The organism is Micromonospora sp. S-DT3-3-22 (genome assembly GCF_015354745.1).
Classification (GTDB): Bacteria; Actinomycetota; Actinomycetes; order Mycobacteriales; family Micromonosporaceae; genus Micromonospora; species Micromonospora wenchangensis.
The window spans coordinates 1-25107 of sequence record NZ_JACGMO010000007.1; the positions used below are offsets into that span (position 1 = coordinate 1).

Here is a 25107-nt window from a genome sequence, read left to right on the forward strand (position 1 = left end):
AGGGGCCACTGAGCGGTCCCGGCCGGGCGTACCGCCGGGCGGGGGCACCGGATGCGGGCGGGCCGGCCGGCGCGGCGGTGAGCCGTGCCGGCCGGCCCGCCGGGCTCAGCTCAGGTCGTCCAGGGCGCTCTGGATGGCCCGGTGGAACGTCGGGTACGCGTAGATCATGTGCCGGAGCTGACTGACCGGTACGGCCGCGTGCACCGCCACCACCAGCGCCGAGAGCACCTCGCCCCCGGCGGGGCCGACCGAGGTCGCCCCGATCAGCACCCCCTGGTCGGCGTCGGCGATCACCTTGATGAAGCCGCCCGGCTCGCTCTTGTGGATCCACCCCCGGGTGGACGACGACAGCTCGGTGAACCCGACCTGCACGTTGATGCCCCGCTCGCGGGCCTGCCGTTCGGTGAGCCCGACCGCGCCCACCTCGGGGTCGGTGAAGGTGACCCGGGGCAGTGCCCGGTAGTCGGCGCGGGGCACGGTGCCGGCGGCACCACTGGGGCCGGCCGCGCCCATCGACCCCCCGACGGCACTGGCCGCGCCCATCGCGCCACCGACCACGCTGGCGGTGCCGCTGGCGTCGGGGCCGGCCCCGGCCCGCCGGACCCGGTCGAGCACGTCGGCGACCACGATCGACGCCTGGTACATGGCGATGTGGGTGAACGCGCCCTCGCCCGTGACGTCGCCGACCGCCCAGATCCCGTCGGTGACGTGCATCCGGTCGTCCACCGGCAGGTAGCGCTGGCCGGCGTCGATCCCGACGGTGTCCAGCCCCAGCTCGTCCAGGTGGGCCCGGCGGCCGGTGACCACCAGCAGTTTCTCGGCGCTGAACGACCGGTCACCGGCGTGCACGGTGAACGTGTCGCCGTCGTGGTCGATCCGCTCGGCCTTGACGTCGGTGGCGATCTCCACCCCGTCGGCGCGCAGCGCGGCGGCGGCCACCTCGGACGACTCGGGTTCCTCCAGGGCGAGGATCCGGCCGGACGCCTCCAGCACGGTCACCCGGACCCCGAACCGGGCGAAGACCTGCGCCAGTTCCGCCCCGATCGCCCCACCGCCGAGGACCAGCAGGCTCGCCGGCAGCTCCGCCACCTCGATCGCCTGGTGGTTCGTCCAGTACGGGGTGTCGGCCAGCCCGTCGATCGGTGCGATCGAGGGGCGGGTGCCGGTGCCGAGGACGATGCCGTGCCGGGCCCGGAACACCTGGTCACCGACCCGGACCCGGCCAGGGCCGTCCAACCGGCCGCTGCCACGCAGGAACCGGCCGCCCTTGCCGGTGAACCGGTCCACGGCGGCCCGGTCGTTCCAGGTGTCCGTGGCCTCCTCCCGGATGCGTTTCGCTACCGGGGCCCAGTCGGCCCGGACCTGCGCCGACCCGGCCAGCCCGTCGACCCGACGGGCCTCGGCCAGCGCGTTCGCCGCCCGGATCATCATCTTGCTGGGAATACAGCCCCAGTACGGGCACTCCCCGCCGACCAGGTCCCGTTCGACGCCGACGACGCTGAGGCCGGCCTCGGCGAGTCGCCCGGCCACCTCCTCGCCGCCCACGCCGAGCCCGACCACGACCACGTCCACCAGTTCCGGCTCTGCCATCCCGCCAGCATTCCGCACGGCCCCGCCCCCGGCCACCGGTCCATCCCGGATTTCCCGCTCCCGGGCGGCGGACCCGGCCCGGCGATGTCGGACCAGCCCAGCACCACCCGGGCCGGTGTCAGCGGAGCCAGACCGGGTCGGCGCCGGGCACCTCCAGCGGCGGCGGGTAGTCGAGGGTGCGGCGTACCTCGGGGGGCAGCCGCCACGGTTGGTGCACGGCCTTGCCGGCGACCGTCGCCAGCTCGGGCACCCAGCGGCGCACGTACCCGCCGTCGGGGTCGTAGCGTTCGGCCTGGCGGACGGGGTTGAGTCCCCGGTACGGGCGGCTGTCGTTGCCGGTGCCGGCCACCCACTGCCAGTTGCCGGAGTTGTCGGGCACGTCGCCGTCGAGCAGCCAGCGGGAGAAGACCGCGAGGCCGGGCCGCCAGTCGAGGCCGAGCACCTTGGTCAGGTAGCCGGCGGTGATCAGCCGGGCCCGGTTGTGCATCCAGCCCTCGGCGTGCAGTTGGCGCATGCCGGCGTCCACGATCGGCATGCCGATGCGGCCGTCGGCCCAGGCGTCCAGCGCCGCCGCGTCGTACCGCCAGTCCTCGGTGGCCCCGCGCCGGTACGCCTTGGCCGCGATCTCCGGGAAGGCGGCGGTGACCTGGTGGTAGAAGTCCCGCCAGCAGAGCTGCCGGACGAACGGGTGCCCCCGGTCGTCGGCCCGGTTCGCCACCGTCAGCGGGGACAGGCAGCCGAACCGCAGGTACGGGCTGAGCCGGGAGGTCTCGTCGGCGGCCAGGTCGTCGTGGATGTCGTCGTACCGGGAGAGGGTGGGCAACCACTGCGTGAGCCGGCGCTGCCCGACGGACTCGCCGCCGGCCGCGGCGTCCGGCGACTCCCCCTTCGGTGCCGCCGGCAGTCGACCGACGGCGACCCCGTCGGGCAGCGTGACCCGCCGGGGCGCGGCCAGTTCCTCCCGCCACCGCGCCCCCGACCAGACCCGGTGGTAGGGCGTGAACACCCGGTAGTGGTCGCCGCCGCCGGGTCGCAGCTCGCCCGGTTCGACGACGGTGACGCCGGGGAACAGCCGCAGGAACAGCCGGTGCCTGTCGCATTCGGCGCGCAGCCGGCGTTCGCGGCGGTGGGCGTAGCGGCTGACGTCGGCGGAGAGGCCGATGCCTTCGGCGTCGACCTCGCGGGCGAGCCGGATCGTCTCGGCCACCGGGTCGCCCCGGCGGACCAACAGGTCACCGCCGAGCGCGCGCAGGGTGTCCCGCAGTTCGGCGAGGCACTGGTGCAGGAACCGGTTGCGGTTGGGCGAGTGGCCGGCCAGTGCCGGGTCGAGGACGTACAGCGGCACCACCCGGTCGAACGCGGCGCAGGCCGTCGCCAGTGCCGGGTGGTCGTGCACCCGCAGGTCGCGGGTGAACAGCACGACCGCCGTACGGCCGCTCACGACACCGCCGGGCCGGGCACCGCGACCGGGGTGCCGGTACGGGTGAGCAGCGCCTTCGCCGCCACCGCGAGTCGTCGCCGCTGGGGCACCACGGCCCGCTGGACGAACACGTCGTAGTCCTGGGCGGCGACCTCGTCGAGGATGCCGCCGTAGAGGGCGTAGGCGGTGCGCATGCACGCCTGGGAGGCGGGGGCGAGCAGGGTGATGCCGGGCGCGGCGGCGGCGTAGTGGGCCTGGGCGCGGGTCACCTCGTACTCGATGAGGTCGCGGATGCGGTCGGTGCTGCGGCCGGCGGCCCGCGCGGCGAGCAGGTCCTCGCGGGTGACGTTGAACTTGGCCAGGTCCTCGTCGGGCAGGTAGGTGCGGCCCCGGTCGAGGTCCTCGGCGACGTCCCGGATGAAGTTGGTGAGCTGGAAGGCGAACCCGAGTTGCCGGGCCGGCTCCCGGGCGGCGGCCGGGTCGGAGCTGCCGAGGATGGGCAGCATCATGGTGCCGATGACCGCCGCCGACCCTTCCATGTAGTCGAGCAGGTCGTCGTAGGTCGGGTACGACATGACGGTCAGGTCCATCGCCATGCTGCGCAGGAACGACGCGAAGTCGGCGCGGTCCAGGTCGAACACGGCGATGGTGTGCAGCACCGCCGGCAGCAGCGGGTCGTCGACCGGTTCGCCGTGCAGTCCGGCGACGAAGCGGGAACCCCAGGCGTCCAGGAGGGCGGCGCGTTCGGCGGGCGGCAGGTCCTCGGTGCGGTCGACGATCTCGTCGGCGTAGCGGGTGAATCCGTACAGGGCGTGCACGTGCCGCCGTTTCCAAGCGGGCAGCAGCCGGGTGGCGAGATAGTAGGTGCGGCCGTGGTGTTTGTGCAGCTCCCGGGAGCGGGCATAGGCAGCGGTGAGATCGGTGTCCACCGGGCCTCCTCGGATTCGACGCAGCAATCGACGCAACTCGTAACCCTAGGGTACGCTCCCCCACATGGCCAACGACGCAGTTGCGGGTAATGCGCTCCGCGTCGCGCCGGCACAGCCGGGAGCGACGGACGATCCGGTCCGCGGCGTACTGGCCGCTTACGCCCGTGACCTGGTCAACGGCGTCGACGACACCCTGTCGGCGTTTCTCGCCCGCGAGGTCGACGCGCTGACCGAGATCGACGCAGCGATGGGTGGTTTCGCCGCGACGGCACGTGACTGCGTGCTGGCCGGCGGCAAGCGGGTACGCCCGACCTTCGCCTACTGGGGCTGGCGGGGGGTGGTGGGCGGGGACGAGCCGCTGCCCACGGTGCTGCCCGCGCTCGCCGCGCTGGAACTGCTGCACACCTTCGCCCTGGTGCACGACGACGTGATGGACGCCTCCGACACCCGACGCGGCCTGCCCACCGCGCACCGGGCCGCCGCCGAGCGGCACGTCACCGCCGGCCACACCGGCGACCCGCACCGGTTCGGTGAGTCGGTCGCCGTCCTCATCGGCGACCTCTGCCTGGTCTGGGCCGACCGGCTGCTCGCCCACGCCACCATGCCGCCGTCCCGGCTCATGGAGGTGCGGCGCTGCTACGACCAGATGCGGGTGGAGACCATCGCCGGGCAGTACCTCGACGTGCTCGGCGAGAACGACGCGGCGAACTGGTCGGTCGACCGGGCGCTGCGGGTGGCGCGCTACAAGACGGCCAGCTACACCGTGCAGCGTCCCCTGCTCTTCGGCGCCTGCCTGGCCGGCACCGACGCCGACGCGCCGCTGATCGCCGCGTACACCAGGTACGGGCTGGCGGTCGGCGAGGCGTTCCAGCTCCGCGACGACCTGCTCGGCGTCTACGGCGACCCGGTCACCACCGGCAAGCCGGCCGGCGACGACCTGCGCACCGGCAAGCCGACCACGCTGCTGATGCTCGCCCGGCAGCTCGCCACCGGCAGCCAGCGGCGGGCGTTGGAGCGGGCCGGCAGCGTCACCGGTGGCCGGGAGCTGGCCCGGCTGGCCGAACTCGTCGCCGACACCGGGGCGGTCGCCCGGGTGGAACACATGATCTCCGACCGGGTCGCCGACGCGCTGGCCGCGCTGGGGACCGCGTCGATCGACGAGACCGCGCGCACCGCGCTGACCGGTCTCGCCACCGCCGCCACCGCGCGGCGGGCATGATGGGCAACTTCGTGAAGGAGGTGGTCGCGTGCGGACCGTGACGGGACGTACGGACCGGGTGGTGGTCGTGGGCGCGGGCCTGGGCGGGCTGGCGTGCGCGCTGCACCTGGCCGGCAGCGGCCGGCAGGTGACCGTGCTGGAACGCGAACCGGTGCCGGGCGGCCGGGCCGGGCGGCTCAGCGTCGACGGGTACGAGTTCGACACCGGCCCCACCGTGCTCACCATGCCCGACCTGATCGCCGAGGCGCTCGGCGCGGTCGGTGAGGAGCTGCACGACTGGCTCGACCTGACCCCGCTCGACCCCGCCTACCGGGCCTACTACCCGGACGGCTCCACCCTGGACGTGATCACCGACACCACCCGGATGGCGGCCGAGATCTCCCGGGTCTGCGGCCCCCGCGAGGCCGACGGCTACCTGCGGTTCGTCGAGTACGCCCGCAACCTGTGGAACTGGGAGCGGGCCGACTTCATCGACCGCAACCTGGACGCCCCGACCGACCTGCTCACCGGCAACCTGCTGAAGTTGCTGGCGAACGGGGCGTTCCGCCGCCTCCAGACCAAGATCAACCAGTTCTTCTCCGATCCCCGCACCCAGCGGATCTTCTCCTTCCAGGCGATGTACGCCGGGCTCGCGCCGCACGACGCGCTGGCCATCTACAGCGTCATCGCCTACCTCGACTCGGTGGCCGGGGTCTACTTCCCGCGCGGCGGCATCCACGCGGTCTCCCGGGGGATGGCCGGCGCGGCCGAGAAGCACGGCGTCCAGATCCGCTACGACACCACGGTCGCCCGGGTGGAGACCGCCAACGGCCGGGCCACCGGCGTGGTCACCGCCGACGGCGAGCTGATCCCGGCCGACGTGGTGGTGCTCAACCCGGACCTGCCGGTCGCCTACCGCGACCTGCTGCCCGGGGGCCGACGCCGGAAGCTGACCTACTCGCCGTCCTGCGTCGTCCTGCACGTCGGATCGACGCAGGGGTATGGGAAGATCGCTCATCACAACATCCATTTCGGACGGTCCTGGAAGGGCACCTTCGACGAGGTGATCGGGCGCGGCGAGCTGATGACCGACCCGTCGCTGCTGGTCACCAACCCGAGCCGGACCGACCCGTCGGTCGCCCCGGCCGGCCGGCACACCTACTACGTGCTGGCCCCGGTGCCCAACCTCGACCGGGCCCCGTTCGACTGGCGGGGTGACCTGAGCCGGCGCTACGCCGACCAGCTCGTCACCACCCTGGAGGAGCGCGGGTACGTCGGGTTCGGCGCCGGCATCGAGGTGTTGCGTACGATCACCCCCGCCGAGTGGGAGGAGCAGGGAATGGCCGCCGGTACGCCGTTCGCCGCCGCGCACAGCCTCTTCCAGACCGGGCCGTTCCGCCCGTCCAACCTGCACCGCAGCCTGCCCAACGTGGTCTTCACCGGTTCCGGCACCCAGCCCGGCGTGGGCGTGCCGATGGTGCTGATCTCCGGCAAGCTGGCCGCCAACCGCATCACCGGCGCGGGTCGGTGACCGCGTGAAGTCCCGGGAGGGCCACCTCGTCGAGCTGGTCGACGACACCGGCCAGGCGCTCGGCGAGGCCACCGTCGCCGCCGCCCACCAGGCGCCCGGACGGCTGCACCGGGCCTTCTCGGTGCTGCTGGTCGACCCGGACGGCCGGGTGCTCCTGCAACAACGGGCCCCGGTCAAGACCCGGTTCCCGCTGCGCTGGGCCAACTCCTGCTGCGGGCACCCGCTGCCGGGCGAATCCCTGGCCGAGGCGGCCAACCGCCGGCTCGCCGAGGAGCTGGGCACCGGACCGGTTTCGTTGACCGAGGTCGGCGTCTACCTCTACTACGCCGAGGACCCGGCCACCGGTCGGGTCGAGTTCGAGTACGACCACGTGCTCCGGGCCGACGTGCCGGTCGACCTGCCCCTCGGGCCCGACCCGGACGAGGTGGCCGAACTGCGCTGGGCCGACCCGACCCGGTTGATGACCGAGATCGACGCCGACCCGCGCACGTACGCCCCCTGGCTCGGCGGGGTGGTGAGCCGACTGCTGCACCCGGCCCCGAGCGGCCCCACCGGCAGCCCCCGTGCCGCCTCCGCCACCCCGTCCGGCGACCGGGTGGACGACGCGTCGGAGCGGTCGGGTGGTCGATGAGCCGCTGAGCGCGGGGGCCGTGGCACGCCGGCTGGGTGTGGCGGTCACCACGCTGCGCACCTGGCACCAGCGCTACGGCCTCGGCCCCAGCCAGCACGTCCCGGGCCACCACCGGCGCTACACGCCGGCCGACCTGGCCCGCCTGGAGATCATGCGCAAGCTCACCGCCGAGGGGGTCACCCCGGCGGAGGCGGCCCGCTGGGCGAAACAGAGCCCGGTCGTCCCCGGTCCCGGGGTCGCCTCCCGGCTACGGGCGGGCGCCGGCCGCGACGGCGGTGGGCAGACCATCCCGGTCGGCCGGGCCGGCCCGGCGGCCCGGGGGCTGGCCCGCGCCGCCATGCGGCTGGACGCGGCGGTGATCAGCGACACGATCTCACACGCCCTGGCCGCCGACGGGGTCGTCGCCACCTGGGAGGGGCTGCTCCGGCCGGTGCTGGCCGGCATCGGCGAACGGCACGTCGCCACCGCCGGCCTGATCGACGTGGAACACCTGATGTCCCGGTGCGTCTCCGAGGCGTTCGCGGCGGTCGCCCGGTCCGGCCGGGCCACCGGGCCGGCCCGCATCCTGCTCTCCTGCGCCGACGAGGAGCAGCACACCCTGCCGCTGGAGGCGCTCGCCGCGGCGCTGGCCGAAGCGGGGGTGGCCTACCGGATGCTCGGTGCCCGGGTGCCGGCGGCGGCGCTCGTCGAGGCGGTCAACCGGACCGGGCCGGCGGCCGTGGTGGTCTGGTCGCACACCCGGCCGACCGCCGACCCGGCGCAGCTGTCCGCACTGCTCGCGGTGCCCCGCCGGCCGCTGCTGGTGCTCGCCGCCGGGCCGGGCTGGCGGGCCGACACGCTGCCCGCCGGGGTGGTCCGCCCGGTCGACCTGGCCGAGGCGGTCTCGCTCGCGCTGGCCGTACGGGACTCGCTGGACCAGTCGACGGGGGCCGACCGGGCCTGACATATTTCGCTTTCGTGAACTACCGTCGGGGCCGTCCGCGTACCCCATCCCCCGGAGTGACGATGCGTTCACGCCCCGTTCTGGCGGTCGCCCTCGGCCTGCTCCTGCTGGTCGTCGGCTGCGGCGACCAGCACCGGAACGTCCGGCCGGCAGCGGCGCCCGCCCCGACCACCACCGCACCGGAGCCGGCCCACACCCCGTCCCCGAAGCCGTTGCCCACCACCAAGCCGAAGCCCCGGCTCCGGCCGAAGCCCAAGACGCTCCCCGCCGGGCTGCGCAAGGCGACCGGGGTACGCGCGGTGGCGTTGACCTTCGACGACGGTCCCGACCCGACCTGGACGCCCCGGGTGCTCAACCAGCTGCGGGCGCACAAGGTGAAGGCGACGTTCTGCGTGGTCGGCACCCAGGTGCGCAAGCACCCGGAACTGGTGGCCCGGATCGTCCGGGAGGGGCACCAGCTCTGCAACCACAGCTGGCACCACGACGTCGACCTGGGTCGCCGGCCGGTCGCCGAGATCCGGGCCGACCTGGTCCGCACCAACCAGGCCATCACCAAGGCGGTGCCGGGCGCGAAGGTGCCGTTCTACCGCCAGCCCGGTGGCCGGTGGACGCCGGAGGTGGTGCAGGTCGCCAAGGAACTCGGCATGCGGTCGCTGCACTGGACCGTCGACCCCCAGGACTGGGCGAAGCCCGCCGCCGGGGTCATCTCCGGGCGGATCACGGGCGCCGCCCGCCCCGGCGCGGTGGTGCTGATGCACGACGGCGGGGGCGACCGGAGCCGAACGCTGAGCGCCGTGCCGCACGTCATCGGCGACCTCAAGCGCCGTTTCGGCATCGCGCCACCTCGCTGACCTGCTACTTTGCCGGGCCGCACCCCGGCGGGCATACCGGTTTGGCCGACCGCCGGGGCATGGCATATGCTTCTCATGCCTCCGGCGGGGCCGGATGGGAGCAAGTCCGCTTGAAGTTGCGAGTGTGCAATGATGGCGGGGCCGCCCTCATCGTCTAGCGGCCCAGGACGCCGCCCTTTCAAGGCGGTAGCACGGGTTCGAATCCCGTTGGGGGCACGGTCCGGCTCAGCCGGAGGCAACAGAGCAAGGTCCTGTGGAGCAGTTGGAGTGCTCGCCGCCCTGTCAAGGCGGAGGTCGCGGGTTCAAGTCCCGTCAGGACCGCCAGCGCCGACGCCGCGTGTACCAATGCGCGGCGTTCTGCGTATCGGGACGCGGCACCCTGTCGGCGGAAACCCCGCCCGCCGGGTACCATGTCCCGGAGTACCAGGCCAGGTAGCTCAGTTGGTACGAGCGTCCGACTGAAAATCGGAAGGTCGGCGGTTCGACCCCGCCCCTGGCCACATAGCCTTTCGCCGGGCTACAGAGAGCGGTGACCTGCGGAAACGCGGTCACCGTTTTCGTGTATCCGGCCCTGGCCCGCCATCGACCACCGCCGTGGCGGCACACCCCGGGACATCCAGGAGCCTCGCTGGGTCGCGGGTGCCCACTGACCGGAAAGAGCCGGTACACGGCGCTGCGGAGCGCACCCCCAGCCGGTATGGTCCGGGCCTATGGGACAGGAGAAGCCAGATCCGGAGGGCGTCCATCAGGACGTCGACCGGTACTCGCTGCGCTGCACCCTCCTCGTCCCCGCCCCGGCGGAGCAGGCGTTCGCGGTCTTCACCGGCTCGCTGGCCGACTGGTGGGTCCGCGAGTACACCTGGTCCGGGCCGGCGGCGCTGGCCGAGCTGGGGATGGAACCCCGGGCCGGCGGCATGCTCTACGAGATCGGTCCGTACGGCTTCCGGGGCGACTGGGGGCGGGTGCTCACCTGGGACCCGCCGCGTCGGCTCGTCTTCACCTGGCAGCTCGGCCCCGACCGGGTGCCGGTGCCCGATCCGGCGCGGGCCAGCGAGGTGGAGGTGCTGTTCCTGCCGGACGAGTCCGGGCAGACCCGCATCGAGTTGGAGCACCGCCACTTCGACCGGCACGGTGAGGCCGCCGAGGGCTACCGCGCGGCGTTGACCGCCGGCTGGCACGAGCTGCTCGGCCGCTACCTGGACACCCTGACCCGGACCGCCCCCGGAGCACAGTGAGCGACTTCGCGCGGCCGGCGTCCGCCGGCAGGACGCGGGGGAACCGGGCCGGTCAGCGGGGTGGGCCGCCGAGGGGCGTCCGGGCGGTCGGGTGGCGGACCGCGTCGGGGCCGCCCAGGTCGGCGCGGTACGCAGCCGGGGGTAGACCTCGGCGACCCGGCGGGCCACCCGGTCCGAGCGGTCGGCCAGCACCAGCGCGACCGACGGTGTGCCGCGTTCGGCCACCGCACCCGCCTCGGCGGCCCGGAGCCGCTCGGCGACCACCCGGGCGAAGCCGGCCAGCCAGGAGCGGCGGAAGGCGGCCGGCTGCTCACCGGAGGGCACGGCGGTGCCGGCGAGCCCGTGTGCGGCCTGTACGAGCAGCGAGGTGAAGAGCAGGTCGACCCGTTCCAGGTCGCTGGCGAAGCCGAACAGGTGCAGCGTGAACCCGCTGCCGTCCGGTCGACGGACGCACCGGCAGCGCAGCGGGTCGGCCACTGCGGCGAGCAGGCCGGCCTTGTCCCGGGCGTACGGGGCGACGACGTCGATCACCCGGTCGCCGACCGGGTCGGTGGTGGGGTCGCGGGCGGCCAGGAGGGCCCGGTCGACGCCGTACCGGGCGATCAACTCGGTGGCCTTGGCGGTGAACGCGGCCGACTCGGCGGGGGTGCAGGCCGGGTCCTCGGCCTGGGCCAGCAGCTTGCGCACCTTGCTGAGCATCGCCTCGGACATGCGTCACTGGTACCACAGAAGGTTCACCGGTCTGTCACAGCGGGATCAGAGATAGACATATATCATCGCCACTCACCGCGCCCTGTCCGCGACTCAGGGTCCCCCTCTTCCCCTGGAGGCACCACCATGGCATCCCGGCCCGCCCGCCTGACCGCGCTCGTCGCCACCCTGCCCCTGCTCTGGTTCGGCACACCCGCGCAGGCCGCCGGGGAGACGAACCTCTCCGCGTCGGCCGCGACCTGCTACGGCGGGGCGGTCCGCTCGTACTTCCAGGCCGGCGGGTGGGGCGGGGACGCCGGGCCGTACAAGGCGAGCACCCGGTGCAAGGACGTGAACGTCAAGAACAGCAGCGAGTTCGGCACCGAGGCGTGCGTGGTCTTCATCGACAAGACCAACAAGTGCAACTACCTCACCTACCTGCCGGCGAAGTCGGACTGGATCACCGTCGCCACCAACGTGCGCGACGGCGCGAACTTCAAGGTCCGCTTCTCCAACCTGCGCTACGAGTACGAGCCGCTGGTGGCGTACCACGCGTACTGAGCCCCGCCGCCGGCCCTACCGCCGGGGGACGGGCGGTGGGGCCGGGCGGGTCAGCCGGCCCGGCTGCGCAGCGTCGCCACCGCCGAGCCGGCGAGGGTGAGCAGGCAGTCCGGCAGTTGACCGTCGGCGACCGCCGCCCCGAACAGCGCCTCGCCGGTGTCGGCGTCGTGGTTGGCGTACGCGCTGACGAACCGGGCCACCCAGCGGGTGTCGTACCGTGCCTCGTCGATGCCGGGGAAGTCCAGCGCGCACGTGCCGGGCGGCGGCGGGTCACCGACCATCGTCGCGGCCAGGGTCCAGGCGACCGTGTACGCCCCGGCGAGCCCCGACCGGTCCACCACGGCGTCGAATGTGCCGACCACGGCGGCGCCGTCCCCGGTCAGCGCCGAATGGAGTACGGCGGTAGCGTCGGCGAGCGTCTGATCCGGTACGTCGGTCACCTGCGGCACAGTAGGACGCCAGGTCAAGCGGGCGGACGCCGCAAACGGTGACCACCTGCCGGGACAGCGTGACGGAGCGTGCGTTGCACTGTCGGGCCGGCGACGAGGGCCGCCTCCCTGGTCCCACGGTCCCCGCCGGCACGCTATGGTGCGCACCGGACCTGCGCCGGAGGAAGGACCACCATGCTCGTAACCCGCGGCCCGCGCGCGGCCATCCTGGCGGCCTGTGCGTCGTTGCTGCTCGCCGTCAGCGCGTGCGGGACGACCGACAAGCCCGAGGAGGCGGCCACCCCGCAGGTGCGTCTGTACGGCACCGACGGCAACATGCAGAACTCCTTCGCCGCCGAGCTGAAGGACCGGGCCGACCTCGTCGACGGCATGAAGGGCACCACTCCGCTCACGCCGCTCAGCGACGACTTCAAGCAGCGGCTCCGCACCGTCGACGCGAAGCTGACCGACTATCTCTACGCGGCGGAGTCGTACGACGCGGTCATGATCAGTGCGCTGGCCGCCCAACTCGCCGGCAGCACCGATCCGGCCGACATCGCCAAGCAGATCGTCGGGGTGACCACCAACGGCCAGCGCTGCACGGACGCGGCGAGCTGCCTGGCCCTGGCCCGGGACGGTCAGGACATCGAGTACCGCGGCCCGTCGCTGAACCGCGCCGGCTTCACCGACCTCGGGGAGCCGGCCACCGCCAGCTACGCCACCCTGCACTTCGACAACCAGAAGATCAACGACGCGAAGACCGAGTTCGTCGGCGCCGGGGACGAGTCCGGGGTGAGCACCAAGGCCGCACCGAAGCCGAAGAAGCAGCGGGGCGGGCGCAACGACCGCAGCGACGGCTCCCCGCTGATCATCGGTGGCCTGCTGCCGAAGACCGGCGACCTGGCCCTGGCCTACCCGCCGCTGGCCGCCGGCGTGGCGCTGGCGATCAAGGAGATCAATGCCGCGGGCGGGGTGCTCGGCGACCCGGTGACCTGGTTCGACGGTGACGACGGCACCAACCCGGCCGTGGCCAAGGCCACCGTGGCCTCGCACGTCAAGAACAAGGTGCAGGTCATCATCGGGGCCGCCGCGTCCGGGATCTCCGCCGCCGTGCTGCCGGACGTGGTGGCGGCCGGCAAGATCCTCTTCTCGCCGTCCAACACCGACGCGGGGTTGAGCCAGGCCGACGACAAGGGCCTCTACTTCCGGACCGCCCCGCCGGACAGCCTCCAGGGCCGGGCGCTGGCCGACGTGATCCTCCGGGACGGCCCGCACAGGATCGTGGTGGTGGCCCGCAAGGACTCCTACGGCGAGGGCCTCCAGGAGACCGTCCGCGCCGAGCTGGAGCGGGCCGGCTTCGGCAGCGACCGGGTGAAGCTGCTCACCTACGAGCCGCCGGCCGACGCCAAGGCCCCACCCGTCGACTTCGGCAGCCTGGCCGGCGAGATCAAGAACTACAAGCCGGAGGCGGTGCTGGTCATCGGCTTCGGTGAGTCCGCCGGACTGATCAAGGCGCTGGCGGACGCGGGCGTGCCGATCCGCCACTGACGTCGGCGGGGGCGGCACCGGTCCGGTGCCGCCCCGTCCCGGCTCACCGGGGTCGGCGACGCTCCAGGAAGTCGGTCATCCGGCGGTGCTTCTCCTCGTCCTCGAAGAGCACCGCCTGGCTGACCAGGTCGAGCTGCGGGTGGGCACCGGGCGGGGCGTCCACCGCGAGCTTGGTCAGCCGCAACGCCAGCGCGGAACCCTTCGCCATCTCGTCGAGCAGCCCATGTGCCGTGGGCAGCAGCTCGGCCGGCTCGGCCACCACCCGGTTGACCAGGCCGATCCGCAACGCCTCGTCGGCGTCGACGCGGCGGCCGGTGAAGAGCAGTTCCTTGGCCCGGCCCTCACCGACCAGGGCCGGCAGCCGGTGGGTCGCCCCCGCGCCGGCCAGGATGCCCAACCGCACCTCCGGCTGGCCGAAGACCGCCCGTGCCGTGCACACCCGCAGGTCGCAGGCGTACGCCAGCTCCGCGCCGCCGCCCAGCGCGGGGCCGTCCACGGCGGCCACGCTCGGCATCGGCAGCGCCCGGAGCCGGGCGAAGGCGGCCGAGTTGATCGCGGCGAGGGCGTCCAGCCGGCCCCGCTCGCGGAGTTGGCCGATGTCGGCGCCACCGGCGAACAGGCCATCCGCGCCCCCGGTGAGCAGCAGCAGCCGGGGCCGGGCCTCCAGCGCGGCGCAGACGTCGTGCAGCGCGCCGATCAGGTCGGCGTCGATGGCGTTGCGTTTCTCCGGCCGGTCCAGCGTCACCACCACCCGGTCGGGCAGTTCCTCCACCCGCAGTCCGCTCACTGCCGCCGACCGTCCTTCCACGTGTAGAAGCCCTGGCCGGACTTCTTACCGAGCTTCCCGGCGACGACCATCTCGACCAGCAGCGGCGGCGGCGCGAACCGGCCACCGTAGGCGGCCTGGAGGGTGCGGGCGATGTCCAGCCGCACGTCCAGGCCGACCAGGTCGGTCAGCTCCAACGGGCCGACCGGGTGCCGGTAGCCGAGCACCATCGCCTTGTCCACGTCGGCCGGTGCGGCCACCCCGTCGGCCACCATCCGGATCGCCTCCAGGCCGAGGGTCACCCCGAGCCGGGAGGTGGCGAAGCCGGGCAGGTCGCGTACGACGACGGGGTCCTTGCCCAGCCGGCCGGCGAGCGCGACGGCCGCCGCGGTGGTCTCCGGTGCGGTGGCCGCGCCGACCACCACCTCCAGCAGGGCCATCGCCCAGACCGGGTTGAAGAAGTGCAGCCCGAGGAAGGACTCCGGGCGGGCCAGCCCCTCGGCCAACTCGCCGATGGGGATACTGGAGGTGTTGCTGCCCAGCAGCGCCGGGCGCAGCCGCTCCGCCTCGGCGAGCACCGACCGCTTCAGGTCGGGCCGCTCGGGCACCGCCTCGACGATCACCTCCGGGGCGGGGGCGACCTCGGCGAGCGCACCCCGCAGGGTGATCCGGGCCCGCTGCGCGGCGGCGGCGTCGACGCCGAGCTTCCCCCGCTGCACCGCCCGCGCGCCCAGCTCGTCGAGGCGGACGGCGGCGGCCTCGGCCCGGCCCCGGTCCACCTCCACCAGCTCGACCGCGTAGCCCGCACCGGCTGCCACGTAGGCGATGCCGAGCCCCATCGTGCCGGCCCCGACGACGACAAGACGACTCATGACGCTCCCTCACTGCGCACGGCGGCGTGCGGGGTCTCCGGCACGCCCTGCCGCTCGCTCCGCTGGCTCATGGGTGCGACCCTATGCAGCACCGTTCCCGGCGGCATGCGTGGGGGACCGCCGCACCGGGTACTGACGGCCCAACGTCAAGGGAAGGAACCAGTCGACATGAGCCAGGCACCGGAGACCGTGGACAGCGGCACCACCGACGGCACGGCGGTCGTGGAGACGCGCGGCGACGAGCGCGTCGACCTGCTCCGCGCCGACACCAACAACGACGGCAAGACCGACGTGTGGGTGGTGGACACCGACGGCGACGGCCGGGCGGACCTGTTCCAGTTCGACACCGACGGCGACGGCAAGGTCGACATCACCATGGTCGACATCGACGAGGACGGCACCCCGGACGAGGTGGTCGACGGCGACGGTGGCCTCCCCCCGGAGCAGCTCCCGCCGACCGTCCAGGTCTGACCGGTGGGCGGGGGCCCGACCGGGCCCCCGCTCATCTGCCGCGCAACCGCAGGGTGGCCAGGTAGTACGGGGCGTCGCGGTCGTCCACGTCGGTCAGCCGCCACGCGGTGCCCCGGACGAGTTCGGCCAGTTCCTCGGCGGAGCACACCAGGTAGTCGAACCAGTCGGTGCCGAGTTCGCGGTAGCGCAGCCGCAGCCGCAGTTGCCCGCCGAGCCGACCCCGCTGCCGGTTGCGCTCGTGGTAGCCGGTGTGCACCGGGTCGGTGGTGCCGTACGGGTCGGTGCCGTGCGCGATGACTTGCGCGCCGGGCCGGGCCAGGGCGGCCAGCGCGGCGAGGAACGCCGGTGCCCGATCCCGCCCCTCGAACAGCCCCAGGTTGTTGCCGAGCAGCAGGAACGTGTCGTAGCGCCGGCCGTCGGCGACGTGCTCGTCGACGGTGCCGAGGACGAGGTCCCGGACGCCCCGGTGCCGGCTGACCCGTAGCGCCCCCGGTGAGGTGTCCAGCCCGGTGACGGGGATGCCGCGCTCCTGGAGCACCAGCGCGATCCGCCCGCCCCCGACGCCGACGTCCAGGGTGGCGCCCCGGGTGCGGTCCACGGCCCGGTGGTCGTACGGCTGCCAGTGTTCCGGCCCGTCCAGGTAGTGCGCGGCGGGGGCCCCGTTGACCAGCCCGTCGTCCCGTTCGATGATCTCGATGACCGGTCGGGGCAGCCGCCCGCCGACCAGCGGCCGGGGGCCGATCCCGGTGTGCACCGCGTACGCGTCGCGCAGCAGTTCGCCGAACACGTCGCCGAGTCGAGGTTCTCCGGTCACGACCTGCACGCTATCCGGGTCCCTCCACCGTATCCTGGGCGGCGTGACCGACCTGGACCGCCTGGCGGCGGAGAAGTACGTCCTGCTGACGACGTTCCGCAAGGACGGCCGTGCGGTGTCCACCCCGGTCTGGGCGGTCCGCGACGGCGACACGCTGGCGGTCTGGACGGTCGCCGACTCGGGCAAGGTCAAGCGGATCAGGCGGGACGGCACGGTGACGGTGGCCCCGTGTGACGTGCGCGGTCGTCCGCTGGGTGAGGCGGTGCCGGGGCACGCGGTGCTCTGCGGGCCGCAGGAGAGCAGCCGGGTACGCGACCTGCTCAAGCGCAAGTACCGGCTGCTGGGCCGGTTGACCCTGCTCGGCAGCCGGCTGCGCCGGGGCGAGGCGGGCACCGTCGGCATCCGGATCAGTCTGACCGCTCCGCCGCAGTGACCCGGACCGGATCGCTGCGGAGGGGCGGAGACGACTCAGGGGCGGTGGTGCGTCGCTGCTGCGACGTCCAACCGCCCCTGGGGTCCGTAACGTTCTGACCGGGTCAGTCCCCCTGGCGCTGCTGGGGGATCTGGCCCTGTAGCAACGCCCGCACCTCCGACTCACGGTACCGACGGTGTCCGCCCAGGGTTCGGATCGCGCTGAGCTTCCCCGCCTTGGCCCACCGGGTCACCGTCTTCGGGTCGACACGGAACATCGACGCCACCTCGGCCGGCGTGAGTAGCGGCTCTGGTTCGTGCGTTCGCGATGCCATCGGTCACTCCTCCACATGGATAGACATCGGCCGGGGTCCCGCCGGCCGACGCGTCTCCCATGGTCCGGCTAGTCCCCGATGTCCGACATGGGCCGAACGGCCGAAGGTCCCTAGACGGACGGATGAACCATGCCCGATTTATCTGACTTTTACACGGCAGAAAGTACCTTATTCGGACTCATGATCACGGTTCGTGATGCGTTAACTACGAGAGTGACTCATAATTGACAGCACGAATGGGCGATATCTGGTCAATTGCACCGCTCCAGCAACTGGATCGCCCGCCACCGCGCCACCAACCGGTCGTACGCCGCCGACGCCTCGTCCGTCTCGCCCCGGGAAAGCCCGGCCAGGCCGCCCGCCACCAGCTCCGGCGAGTCGTCCGCGGCCAGTGTCTCGTCGGAGAGCAACTGCACCAGGCCGCCGTAGTCCAACTCGACCACCGACCGGGGGTGGAACTCCTCCAGCCAGCGGGCGGCCTCTTCGACCGCCTCGGTGATCGGCGCGGCACCTATCGACTTCTTGAGCACCGACAGCGCCCGCGAAGCCCGCCGACGGGCCTTGGAGATCTCCGTGCGGTAGCGCAGCGCCCGCCGCTCCGGCCGGGTGACCAGCTCCCGCTCACCCGCCTCGAAGAGCACGAACCACCGCAGCGGCACGCCCCAGGTGGCGATCTGCTCGTGCAGCCGGGGCACCCCGTGCTCCAGCACCCGGGCGCCGCTGCGCCAGTCCTCCACCACGGTCTTGGCCTGCCCGGCAAGGATCGGCGGGACGAACGCGTCGGCGATCACCGACGGCACCCCTTCCCGGGCGCTCAGGGCCGCCTCGGCCACCCGGACCCGCAGGTTCCACGGGCAGACCAGCAGCGCGTCGTCGACCTCCAGCACGTACGCCTCGTCGGGCAGGTCGGGCAGTCTCGTCCAGCCCGCGCCGAGCGCCGCGATGACCGAGGTCCGTTGCCGGCCCGGCCCCTCCAACGGGGCCACCGCCCGCCCCTCCCGCACGTAGCGCCGCCAGTACGACTGACGGTCCCGGTCGAAGGCGGTCAGCGGCTCGTACACGCGCAGGTAAGAAGCGAAGAGCGACGGCACCGCGCGATCCTCCCACGAAACCCCGCACCGGTGCCGCTGCCGTCGTGCGCGACCGGAACGCCGCCGGCGGGCGGCCCCGGCCGGCCCGGTCGCACGCGACGTGGACGACGGCACGGTTCCCGACCGATATTAGGCTGACCAGCGCCGGCAGCATCCCCGCCGGCCGACCAGGTCCGCGCCCCACAAGGGCGCACACCGACACCAGGAGCGAGCCATGGGCGTATTCGTGAGCACCGACGACCCCGGACCGGCCGGTCACGAGCAGGTCGTCTTCTGCCAGGACAGGCAGAGCGGCCTCAAGGCGATCATCGGCATCTACTCGACCGCGCTGGGGCCCGCGCTGGGCGGCACCCGGTTCTACCCGTACGCCAGCGAGGAGGCGGCGCTGGCCGACGTGCTGGACCTGTCGCGCGGGATGGCGTACAAGAACGCGCTGGCGGGGCTGGACCTGGGCGGCGGCAAGGCGGTCATCTGGGGTGACCCGGACCAGGTCAAGAGCGAGGCGCTGCTGCGCGCGTACGGGCGGTTCGTGCAGTCCCTGGCCGGGCGCTACTACACCGCCTGCGACGTGGGCACCTACGTGGCCGACATGGACGTGATCGCCCGGGAGACCCGGTACGTCACCGGTCGCAGCGTGGAGCACGGCGGGGCGGGTGACTCCTCGGTCCTCACCGCCTGGGGCGTCTTCCAGGGGATGCGGGCCGCCGCCGAGCACGTCTGGGGCAGCCCGAGCCTGCGCGGACGTCGGGTCGGGGTGGCCGGGCTGGGCAAGGTCGGCAGGCACCTGACCGGGCACCTGGTCGACGACGGGGCCGAGGTGGTGGCGACCGACGTCGACCCCCGCGCGCTGGAGTGGGCGCGGACCAACCACCCCGGGGTCGCCCTGGTCGCCGACACCACCGCGCTGGTCGCCACCGACATCGACGTGTACGCCCCGTGCGCGCTGGGCGGCGCCCTGAACGACGACACCGTGCCGGCCCTGCGGGCCCGGGTGGTCGCCGGCGCGGCCAACAACCAGCTCGCCCATCCCGGCATCGAGAAGCTCCTCGCCGACCGGGGCATCCTCTATGCCCCCGACTACGTGGTCAACGCCGGTGGGGTCATCCAGGTCGCGGACGAGATCGAGGGTTTCAACTTCGACCGGGCCAAGCTGCGGGCCACCCGGATCTTCGACACCACCCGGCAGATCCTCCGGCTGGCCGACGACGAGGGGGTGCCCCCGGCGGTGGCCGCCGACCGGCTGGCCGAGCGCCGGATGGCCGACGTGGGTCGGCTGCGCACCATCCACCTGGGCTGAGGGCAGGTCCCGGGCGCGGCGACGGTCCGCGCCCGGGACGCCACCGGGCGTACCGGGCCGGATCCGTACGGCTGCCGGCCTCCGGGGGGTCGACCGCGCGATAGCATGGCCTTTCACGGCTTTTCGGGCGGTTTGACCGGTGTCACGGGCGGTCCTAGGCTCACCCCTTACCGGGTACACTCGGTGACGACCGGGTGACTGCGACGCGCAGGGCCGGCAGACGGTAACCCGAGGTGCCGAACGGTGGCATCCCCATGTACCGTAAGAGCCACGAGAGATGCCTGACGTCATCGGGGCCCGCCTTCGGGCTGCCCCGCATTCTGTGCGAGGGGGTCGAGCCATGGGGCGCGGCCGTGCTAAGGCCAAGCAGACGAAGGTGGCGCGGGAGTTGAAGTACCACTCCCCGAACACCGACCTCACCGCCTTGCAGCGCGAACTGGCGGGTGCTGGTGGGAAGTCTGAGCAGCACTTCGACGACGACTACAAAGAGTATGTCGACGACGACGATGAGGATCATGCGGACGACGACCCGGACCCCTGGGCTCCTCCGACCCGCTGACCTCCGGTCACACTGAGCACGCGGCAACTCTCCGCGTGCTCACGCATGTGCCCGACCAGAGCAGCGTCACGACCGACGATCAGGGACCACGCCGTCCCGGAGCACACTCCGGCCGGTCGGCGCGGTCCCTGATCGGGGTGTCCGTGGCCCGTCACCGTACGGCGAGGCCGGTCACCCCCGCTCAGCGCGGCCGGTTGTTCCAGTTGTAGAAGGTCGGGATGTTCTCGAAATGGTTCCAGGCGCAGACCGCACCGGCACCCTCCGCGCCCGACACCTCCGCGCGGTGACGACGGGCGGCCTCGGCCTCGTGGAGCAGGGCGGAGAGTCCCCCAGCGGCCTCCCGCACCCGGTCGGTGACCTGGTCCGGGCCGGCCCCGACCCGCTCAGGTGGCCGGTGACTCGTGGTCTCGGGCATGCTCCAACACTCCCTCCAATAGGCGGATCTTGCTGTTGCGGCAGTGCTCGGTCTCCGTACCGTCGAACCGCCCCTGCTCGAAGTAGCGGTTGGCCGCGTGGCCGCCGCCGCAGAAGCCGAAGTACGGGCAGGACGACCGGCACGCCTCGACGCCGGTGAGGAACTCACCCACCCAGCCCGTGCCCGCCGCCCCGGCCAGGATCTCGGCCAGCGGGGTGGCCAGCACGTTACCGCTGCTGAAATCGCCGTAGCGGGCGTCGGTGAAGCCGGCAAGCTCCGGGGAGAGCACGGTCACCGAGCCGTCGTACCCGATCGTCGGGATCGGGTCGAGCTGCCGGGGCAGCAGGTCGCCCTCCGTGCCGGCCAACACCGCCGCCGCGTACCGCAACGACCACTCGACCTCCCGCAGGTGCACCCTGGGCGCCCGCCGCCAGGCCGCCACCAGCTCCGCCCAGAACGCGGTCACCGTCGCCGCGTCGTGCGCGTTGCTGCGGGTGTTGACCCCCTCGGTCTCCTCGATGTTCAGCCCGAGCACGTCACAACCCAGGTCGAGGAAGTAGTCGTACAACTCGGTGGCGAGCCCCGGCGTCGGCCGGCTCACCACCGCCAGCGCCGAGAACGGCAGACCGTGCCGACGCAACGCCGCTATCCCCCGGACGATCCGGTCGTACGCCGGGGCGCCGGCCCGGGTCACCCGGTCCCCGTTGCGGACGGCCGGGCCGTCCACGCTCACGCTCACCCGCACCCCGTGCGTGGCGAAGAACGCGCACCAGGCGTCGTCGATCAGGGTGGCGTTGGTCTGCACGTGGTGTTCCACCCCGGCGGGGAACTCGGCGATCAGCGCCGCCAGGTGGTCCCGGCCGGCGGCGAGCGGCTCACCGCCGTGCCAGACCACCGAGAACCGGCCCCGCGCCACCCACGGGGTCACCGCGGCAGCGACCGCCCCGGCCACCGCCACCGGCATCCGCCGGTCGGCCGCCCGGTGCGGCAGATAGCAGTACGCGCAGTCCAGGTTGCACAGCGTCGTCGGCTGCATCACCACGTACGACGGGATCGCCGCGATCCCCTGCATGCCCGTCACGGACCGGCACCGAGCAGCCATCGACCCTCCTCCCCCGTGCCCGAAGTGTCCTTCAGGCTAGGCGGCGATGGCCGCTCGGGTGAACCCCCGACCAGGCATCCGGCCGAGCAGCCCCGCCGATCAGCCCCGGGTGTGCTGGCCGATCATCTGCACGTTGCCGGTGCCCTCGATGATCTCGCCGGCCTGCCAGGCGTCCACGCCCCGGCCGGCGAGGGTCGCCAGCGCGCGGTCGGCGTCCTCGGCGGAGACGATGGCGAACATGCCGACGCCCATGTTGAACGTCGACTCCATCTCCGGGTCCTCGATCCGGCCCTTGGACTGGATCAGGTCGAAGATCGGCTGCGGCTTCCAGGTGGCCCGGTTGACCACCGCGTCGACGTGCTCGGGCAGCACCCGGACCAGGTTGCCGGGGATGCCGCCGCCGGTGACGTGGGCGATCGAGCGCACCTCCGCCTCGGTGATCAGCTTCAGGCAGTCCTGCGCGTAGATCTTGGTCGGGGTGAGCAGCTCCTCACCGAGGGTGCGCTGCCGGCCGAAGTCGTCGATCACCACGTCCAGCCGCATCCGGCCGGCCCCGAGCAGCACGTGCCGGACCAGCGAGTAGCCGTTGGAGTGCAGGCCGGACGAGCGCATCGCGATCACCACGTCGCCCACCTCGACCCGGTCCGGGCTGAGGATCTCGCTCTCCTCGACCACGCCGACCCCGGTGGCGGAGACGTCGTACTCGTCGGGACGCAGCACGCCCGGGTGCTCGGCGGTCTCGCCACCGAGCAGCGCGCAGCCGGCGTACCGGCAGCCGTCGGCGATGCCCGCGCCGATCTCGGCGACCCGGTCCGGCACGACCTCGCCGGTGGCGATGTAGTCGAGCAGGAACAGCGGCTCGGCCCCGCACGCCACCAGGTCGTCCACGACCATCGCGACCAGGTCGATGCCGATCGTGTCGTGGATGTCGAGCTGCTGGGCGATGACCAGCTTGGTGCCCACCCCGTCGGTGGAGGACGCCAGGATCGGGTTCTTGTACTTCTTGGTGTCCAGCCGGAACAGGCCCGCGAAGCCGCCCAGGTCGCCCATGACCTCCGGCCGCCGGGTCTCCTTCACCTTCGACTTGAGCAGCTCGACCGCCCGGTCGCCCGCCTCGATCGACACCCCGGCGTCGGCGTACGAAACCGAGCGTTTGCGGGTGGTGCGGCCGGTCCCCGCCGTCCAGGGCTGGCGGTCGCCACCGGCGCCGCTCGGGCTGCTTCCTGCGCCGCTGCGCTCGGACACGTAGGTCACGGTTCTCCCCTTTGTGGTTCTCGGTGCCGCGCCGACGGTGGCCGGACGGCCCCGGTGTGCTACGGGCGGTGGGCGGTCGCGCCGCCCGGAGTGGCGACGAGCGGTGTGTGGTGCTCGGAGGTGTCCGGGGCGTCGGCGACCCGCCGGCCCACCCCTTCGAGCACGTGCTTGCCGATCAGGTTCCCGGCCGGCAGGTCGATCGGGTACTCCCCGTCGAAACAGGCCCGGCAGAGCCTGCTCCTGGGCTGTTCGGTCGCGGCGATGAGACCGGGGAGCGAGACGTAACCGAGGGTGTCGGCGCCGATCGAGCGCCGGATGCCCTCGTTGTCCAACCCGTTGGCCAGCAGTTCGGCCCGGGTGGCGAAGTCGATGCCGTAGAAGCACGGCCAGTTCACCGGCGGGGAGGAGATCCGGACGTGGACCTCCAGCGCGCCCGCCTCGCGGAGCATCCGGACGATCGCCCGCTGGGTGTTGCCACGCACGATCGAGTCGTCGACCACGACCAGCCGCTTGCCCCGCACGTTCTCCCGCAGCGGGTTGAGCTTGAGTCGTACGCCGAGCTGGCGGAGGGTCTGCGACGGCTGGATGAAGGTACGCCCGACGTACGGGTTCTTCATCAGGCCGGCGCCGTAGGTGATGCCGGACGCCTCGGCGTACCCGATGGCGGCCGGCGTGCCCGACTCGGGCACCGGGATCACCAGGTCGGCCTCGACCGGGTGTTCCTTGGCGAGTTGCCGGCCGATCTGCACCCGGGCGGCGTGCACGTTGCGGCCGGCGATGGTGGCGTCCGGGCGGGCGATGTAGACGTACTCGAAGAGACAGCCCTTGGGCTCCGGCGCGGCGAACCGGCTGGACCGCAGGCCCTCCTCGTCGATCGCGATCAGCTCGCCCGGCTCGACCTCCCGGACCACGCTCGCGCCGACGATGTCCAACGCGGCGGTCTCGCTGGCCACCACCCAGCCGCGTTCCAGCCGGCCGAGCACCAGCGGGCGGACACCGTGCGGGTCGCGGGCGGCGTAGAGGGTCGACTCGTCCATGAAGACGAAGCTGAACGCGCCGCGCAGCTGCGGCAGCACCTCCAGCGCGGCGGCCTCCACCGACAGGTCGGGGCGGCTGGCCAGCAGCATGGTCACCAGGGAGGTGTCGTTGGTGGCCCCGTCGTCGAGCAGGCCACGCTCGGCGACCTCCTTCTGCAACTCGGCGGTGTTGACCAGGTTGCCGTTGTGCGCCAGGGCGATCGTGGTGCCGGAGGTGGTCGAACGGATGGTCGGCTGGGCATTTTCCCAGGTCGAGCCGCCGGTGGTGGAGTAACGCGCGTGCCCGATCGCCAGGTGGCCGCGCAGGCTCTTCAGGGTCGGCTCGTCGAACACCTGGGCCACCAGGCCCAGGTCCTTGTAGACCACCACTCCCGAGCCGTCGCTGACGGCGATGCCGGCGGCCTCCTGGCCGCGGTGCTGGAGTGCGTAGAGTCCGAAATAGGTGAGGTTGGCGACCTCTTCACCCGGGGCCCAGACGCCGAAGACGCCACAGGCGTCCTGGGGGCCGGGTCGCTGGGGGTCAAGGTCGTGGCTCAGCCGGCCATCGCCTCGGGGCACTGCCGCTCCCTCATGCTGGTCTGGACTGGCCTGGCGGAGCCGGGGGCTGCTCCGCGCCTTTCGGCCCTGGACCACTGTCGTCGCCTGACAGTGTACGCGAACACGAGTCAATACAGAAAGTCACGATCCGCCTCCACCCCGTCACCCCTTCGGGCGGAACGGTGCAGCTAGAGCGGCAGATGGTCAGAGAGATCCGCCCGGTTTCCGCTCACCTGTACGCGACCGTCCGTGACCGCCTGCGCCCACGACAGCCGTCCGGTGGCCAGCGCCAGCCAGGTGTCCGGCGTCATCTCCACCACGTTCGGCGGGGTGCCCCGGGTGTGTCGGGGCCCCGGAACGCACTGAACTGCACCGTAAGGTGGGACACGCACCTCCACCGATCGGCCGGGGGCACGCTCCGCGAGGGCGGTCAGAAGGGTACGGACCGCCTCGCGGTACACCGGTCGTTCGGGCGTACGCCCCTCATCGAGCGCCGTCAGCGCCGCCAGTACCACGGCGGACTTAATGTGCGGAGAGGACACGACGGGACGATACGACCCGGGGCCGCCGGACGCCACGCTGGCCCCTGGG

26 protein-coding genes, 3 tRNA genes and 1 pseudogene are annotated in these 25107 nt (G+C 73.0%); 15 read left to right on the forward strand and 15 right to left on the reverse strand.

The features are described 5' to 3' along the window. Positions 1-105: 105 nt before the first annotated feature. From H1A17_RS03080 to H1A17_RS03090, 3 genes are all read right to left on the reverse strand, one after another. Positions 106-1590, reverse strand: coding sequence for an NAD(P)/FAD-dependent oxidoreductase (locus H1A17_RS03080; RefSeq protein WP_194821017.1), 1485 nt, complete (start codon positions 1588-1590; stop codon positions 106-108). A gap of 118 nt (positions 1591-1708) precedes the next feature. Continuing rightward, positions 1709-3031 (reverse strand): deoxyribodipyrimidine photo-lyase, encoded by a 1323-nt coding sequence (locus H1A17_RS03085; protein WP_194821018.1) that lies wholly within the window; start codon positions 3029-3031, stop codon positions 1709-1711. Next, positions 3028-3939, reverse strand: coding sequence for a phytoene/squalene synthase family protein (locus H1A17_RS03090; protein WP_145917343.1), 912 nt, complete (start codon positions 3937-3939; stop codon positions 3028-3030). The genes H1A17_RS03085 and H1A17_RS03090 overlap by 4 nt, the downstream gene beginning before the upstream one ends. A 64-nt stretch (positions 3940-4003) precedes the next feature. Here H1A17_RS03090 and H1A17_RS03095 point away from each other — a divergent pair, with 64 nt between their 5' ends. The 9 genes from H1A17_RS03095 to H1A17_RS03135 all read left to right on the forward strand — a co-directional run bounded on the left by H1A17_RS03095 (position 4004) and on the right by H1A17_RS03135 (position 10328). Further along, positions 4004-5158, forward strand: coding sequence for a polyprenyl synthetase family protein (locus H1A17_RS03095; RefSeq protein WP_145917342.1), 1155 nt, complete (start codon positions 4004-4006; stop codon positions 5156-5158). A gap of 28 nt (positions 5159-5186) precedes the next feature. Next, complete coding sequence (gene crtI, locus H1A17_RS03100) at positions 5187-6668, forward strand: phytoene desaturase family protein (RefSeq protein ID WP_145917341.1); 1482 nt, start codon at positions 5187-5189, stop codon at positions 6666-6668. Between the two features lie 4 nt (positions 6669-6672). Continuing rightward, positions 6673-7299: an isopentenyl-diphosphate Delta-isomerase gene (gene idi / locus H1A17_RS03105; RefSeq protein ID WP_145917340.1), complete on the forward strand. Its 627-nt coding sequence runs from the start codon at positions 6673-6675 to the stop codon at positions 7297-7299. Then, a complete protein-coding gene (locus H1A17_RS03110; protein ID WP_194821019.1) occupies positions 7289-8242 on the forward strand; it encodes a MerR family transcriptional regulator in 954 nt (317 codons plus the stop codon). Before idi ends, H1A17_RS03110 begins: the two co-directional genes overlap by 11 nt. Positions 8243-8304: 62 nt before the next feature. Then, a complete protein-coding gene (locus tag H1A17_RS03115) occupies positions 8305-9093 on the forward strand; it encodes a polysaccharide deacetylase family protein (protein WP_194821020.1) in 789 nt (262 codons plus the stop codon). Between the two features lie 143 nt (positions 9094-9236). After that, positions 9237-9309: transfer RNA gene (locus H1A17_RS03120), tRNA-Glu, on the forward strand. 31 nt (positions 9310-9340) lie between these two features. Beyond that, positions 9341-9417, forward strand: a tRNA-Asp gene (locus tag H1A17_RS03125). A 102-nt stretch (positions 9418-9519) separates the two neighbouring features. Then, a tRNA-Phe gene (locus H1A17_RS03130) sits at positions 9520-9593 on the forward strand. Positions 9594-9803: 210 nt separating this feature from the next. Then, positions 9804-10328, forward strand: coding sequence for an SRPBCC family protein (locus H1A17_RS03135; RefSeq protein WP_194821021.1), 525 nt, complete (start codon positions 9804-9806; stop codon positions 10326-10328). Between the two features lie 591 nt (positions 10329-10919). Here the strand turns inward: H1A17_RS03135 and H1A17_RS34170 are convergent. Further along, positions 10920-11039: pseudogene (locus H1A17_RS34170) on the reverse strand (DUF2786 domain-containing protein); the annotation flags it as partial. 126 nt (positions 11040-11165) lie between these two features. On the opposite strand from H1A17_RS34170, the gene H1A17_RS03145 reads away from it, so the two are divergent. Then, positions 11166-11579 (forward strand): hypothetical protein, encoded by a 414-nt coding sequence (locus H1A17_RS03145; RefSeq protein ID WP_145917335.1) that lies wholly within the window; start codon positions 11166-11168, stop codon positions 11577-11579. 50 nt (positions 11580-11629) lie between these two features. Here H1A17_RS03145 and H1A17_RS03150 read toward each other — a convergent pair whose 3' ends face one another. Further along, on the reverse strand, positions 11630-12019 hold the full coding sequence (locus tag H1A17_RS03150) for a hypothetical protein (protein ID WP_145917334.1): 390 nt from the start codon (positions 12017-12019) through the stop codon (positions 11630-11632). A gap of 183 nt (positions 12020-12202) precedes the next feature. Here H1A17_RS03150 and H1A17_RS03155 point away from each other — a divergent pair, with 183 nt between their 5' ends. Beyond that, on the forward strand, positions 12203-13555 hold the full coding sequence (locus tag H1A17_RS03155) for an ABC transporter substrate-binding protein (protein ID WP_145917333.1): 1353 nt from the start codon (positions 12203-12205) through the stop codon (positions 13553-13555). A 43-nt stretch (positions 13556-13598) separates the two neighbouring features. On the opposite strand, the gene H1A17_RS03160 is transcribed toward H1A17_RS03155, so the two are convergent. Both H1A17_RS03160 and H1A17_RS03165 read right to left on the reverse strand, forming a co-directional pair. Then, positions 13599-14342, reverse strand: a complete 744-nt coding sequence (locus H1A17_RS03160; RefSeq protein ID WP_145917332.1) for an enoyl-CoA hydratase/isomerase family protein — start codon at positions 14340-14342, stop codon at positions 13599-13601. Next, positions 14339-15193 carry a 3-hydroxyacyl-CoA dehydrogenase family protein gene (locus tag H1A17_RS03165; RefSeq protein WP_194821022.1) on the reverse strand — a complete coding sequence of 285 codons (855 nt, stop codon included), beginning with the start codon at positions 15191-15193 and terminating at the stop codon, positions 14339-14341. The genes H1A17_RS03160 and H1A17_RS03165 overlap by 4 nt, the downstream gene beginning before the upstream one ends. A gap of 168 nt (positions 15194-15361) precedes the next feature. On the opposite strand from H1A17_RS03165, the gene H1A17_RS03170 reads away from it, so the two are divergent. Further along, positions 15362-15664, forward strand: coding sequence for a hypothetical protein (locus H1A17_RS03170; protein ID WP_088641963.1), 303 nt, complete (start codon positions 15362-15364; stop codon positions 15662-15664). A gap of 31 nt (positions 15665-15695) precedes the next feature. On the opposite strand, the gene H1A17_RS03175 is transcribed toward H1A17_RS03170, so the two are convergent. Further along, the gene (locus tag H1A17_RS03175; protein WP_145917330.1) at positions 15696-16478 is read right to left on the reverse strand and encodes a bifunctional 2-polyprenyl-6-hydroxyphenol methylase/3-demethylubiquinol 3-O-methyltransferase UbiG; all 783 of its coding nucleotides are present in this window, start codon (positions 16476-16478) and stop codon (positions 15696-15698) included. 43 nt (positions 16479-16521) lie between these two features. On the opposite strand from H1A17_RS03175, the gene H1A17_RS03180 reads away from it, so the two are divergent. After that, positions 16522-16911, forward strand: coding sequence for a PPOX class F420-dependent oxidoreductase (locus H1A17_RS03180; protein ID WP_145917329.1), 390 nt, complete (start codon positions 16522-16524; stop codon positions 16909-16911). A gap of 103 nt (positions 16912-17014) precedes the next feature. Here H1A17_RS03180 and H1A17_RS03185 read toward each other — a convergent pair whose 3' ends face one another. After that, entirely contained in the window at positions 17015-17224 is a 210-nt protein-coding gene (locus H1A17_RS03185) for a BldC family transcriptional regulator (RefSeq protein WP_007073996.1), read from the reverse strand. Positions 17225-17475: 251 nt separating this feature from the next. Beyond that, complete coding sequence (locus H1A17_RS03190) at positions 17476-18315, reverse strand: hypothetical protein (protein WP_145917328.1); 840 nt, start codon at positions 18313-18315, stop codon at positions 17476-17478. Positions 18316-18529: 214 nt separating this feature from the next. Between H1A17_RS03190 and H1A17_RS03195 the strand changes: the two genes are divergently transcribed. Together H1A17_RS03195 and H1A17_RS03200 are read left to right on the forward strand one after the other, a co-directional pair. Continuing rightward, entirely contained in the window at positions 18530-19612 is a 1083-nt protein-coding gene (locus H1A17_RS03195; RefSeq protein ID WP_194821023.1) for a Glu/Leu/Phe/Val dehydrogenase, read from the forward strand. 340 nt (positions 19613-19952) lie between these two features. Further along, the gene (locus tag H1A17_RS03200) at positions 19953-20171 is read left to right on the forward strand and encodes a DUF3073 domain-containing protein (protein WP_088641959.1); all 219 of its coding nucleotides are present in this window, start codon (positions 19953-19955) and stop codon (positions 20169-20171) included. Between the two features lie 181 nt (positions 20172-20352). Here H1A17_RS03200 and amcA read toward each other — a convergent pair whose 3' ends face one another. The 5 genes from amcA to H1A17_RS03225 all read right to left on the reverse strand — a co-directional run bounded on the left by amcA (position 20353) and on the right by H1A17_RS03225 (position 25058). Further along, complete coding sequence (gene amcA, locus H1A17_RS03205) at positions 20353-20586, reverse strand: multiple cyclophane-containing RiPP AmcA (RefSeq protein ID WP_145917326.1); 234 nt, start codon at positions 20584-20586, stop codon at positions 20353-20355. Next, positions 20555-21658 (reverse strand): cyclophane-forming radical SAM peptide maturase AmcB, encoded by a 1104-nt coding sequence (amcB, locus tag H1A17_RS03210; RefSeq protein WP_305070099.1) that lies wholly within the window; start codon positions 21656-21658, stop codon positions 20555-20557. The genes amcA and amcB overlap by 32 nt, the downstream gene beginning before the upstream one ends. 129 nt (positions 21659-21787) lie before the next feature. Continuing rightward, positions 21788-22942 carry a phosphoribosylformylglycinamidine cyclo-ligase gene (gene purM / locus H1A17_RS03215; RefSeq protein WP_088641956.1) on the reverse strand — a complete coding sequence of 385 codons (1155 nt, stop codon included), beginning with the start codon at positions 22940-22942 and terminating at the stop codon, positions 21788-21790. Positions 22943-23001: 59 nt separating this feature from the next. Next, entirely contained in the window at positions 23002-24537 is a 1536-nt protein-coding gene (gene purF / locus H1A17_RS03220) for an amidophosphoribosyltransferase (RefSeq protein WP_145917324.1), read from the reverse strand. A 167-nt stretch (positions 24538-24704) separates the two neighbouring features. After that, a complete protein-coding gene (locus tag H1A17_RS03225; protein WP_145917323.1) occupies positions 24705-25058 on the reverse strand; it encodes a sterol carrier family protein in 354 nt (117 codons plus the stop codon). Positions 25059-25107: the final 49 nt, after the last annotated feature.

Bases quoted from the DNA above. Each gene is read 5' to 3' on its own strand.
- H1A17_RS03080 (WP_194821017.1), bottom strand. From the start codon at position 1,590: ATGGCAGAGCCGGAACTGGTGGACGTGGTCGTGGTCGGGCTCGGCGTG.
- H1A17_RS03095 (WP_145917342.1), top strand. From the start codon at position 4,004: ATGGCCAACGACGCAGTTGCGGGTAATGCGCTCCGCGTCGCGCCGGCA.
- H1A17_RS03115 (WP_194821020.1), top strand. From the start codon at position 8,305: ATGCGTTCACGCCCCGTTCTGGCGGTCGCCCTCGGCCTGCTCCTGCTG.
- H1A17_RS03135 (WP_194821021.1), top strand. From the start codon at position 9,804: ATGGGACAGGAGAAGCCAGATCCGGAGGGCGTCCATCAGGACGTCGAC.
- H1A17_RS03145 (WP_145917335.1), top strand. From the start codon at position 11,166: ATGGCATCCCGGCCCGCCCGCCTGACCGCGCTCGTCGCCACCCTGCCC.
- H1A17_RS03155 (WP_145917333.1), top strand. From the start codon at position 12,203: ATGCTCGTAACCCGCGGCCCGCGCGCGGCCATCCTGGCGGCCTGTGCG.
- H1A17_RS03165 (WP_194821022.1), bottom strand. From the start codon at position 15,193: ATGAGTCGTCTTGTCGTCGTCGGGGCCGGCACGATGGGGCTCGGCATC.
- H1A17_RS03170 (WP_088641963.1), top strand. From the start codon at position 15,362: ATGAGCCAGGCACCGGAGACCGTGGACAGCGGCACCACCGACGGCACG.
- H1A17_RS03185 (WP_007073996.1), bottom strand. From the start codon at position 17,224: ATGGCATCGCGAACGCACGAACCAGAGCCGCTACTCACGCCGGCCGAG.
- H1A17_RS03195 (WP_194821023.1), top strand. From the start codon at position 18,530: ATGGGCGTATTCGTGAGCACCGACGACCCCGGACCGGCCGGTCACGAG.
- H1A17_RS03200 (WP_088641959.1), top strand. From the start codon at position 19,953: ATGGGGCGCGGCCGTGCTAAGGCCAAGCAGACGAAGGTGGCGCGGGAG.
- amcA (WP_145917326.1), bottom strand. From the start codon at position 20,586: ATGCCCGAGACCACGAGTCACCGGCCACCTGAGCGGGTCGGGGCCGGC.
- amcB (WP_305070099.1), bottom strand. From the start codon at position 21,658: ATGCAGGGGATCGCGGCGATCCCGTCGTACGTGGTGATGCAGCCGACG.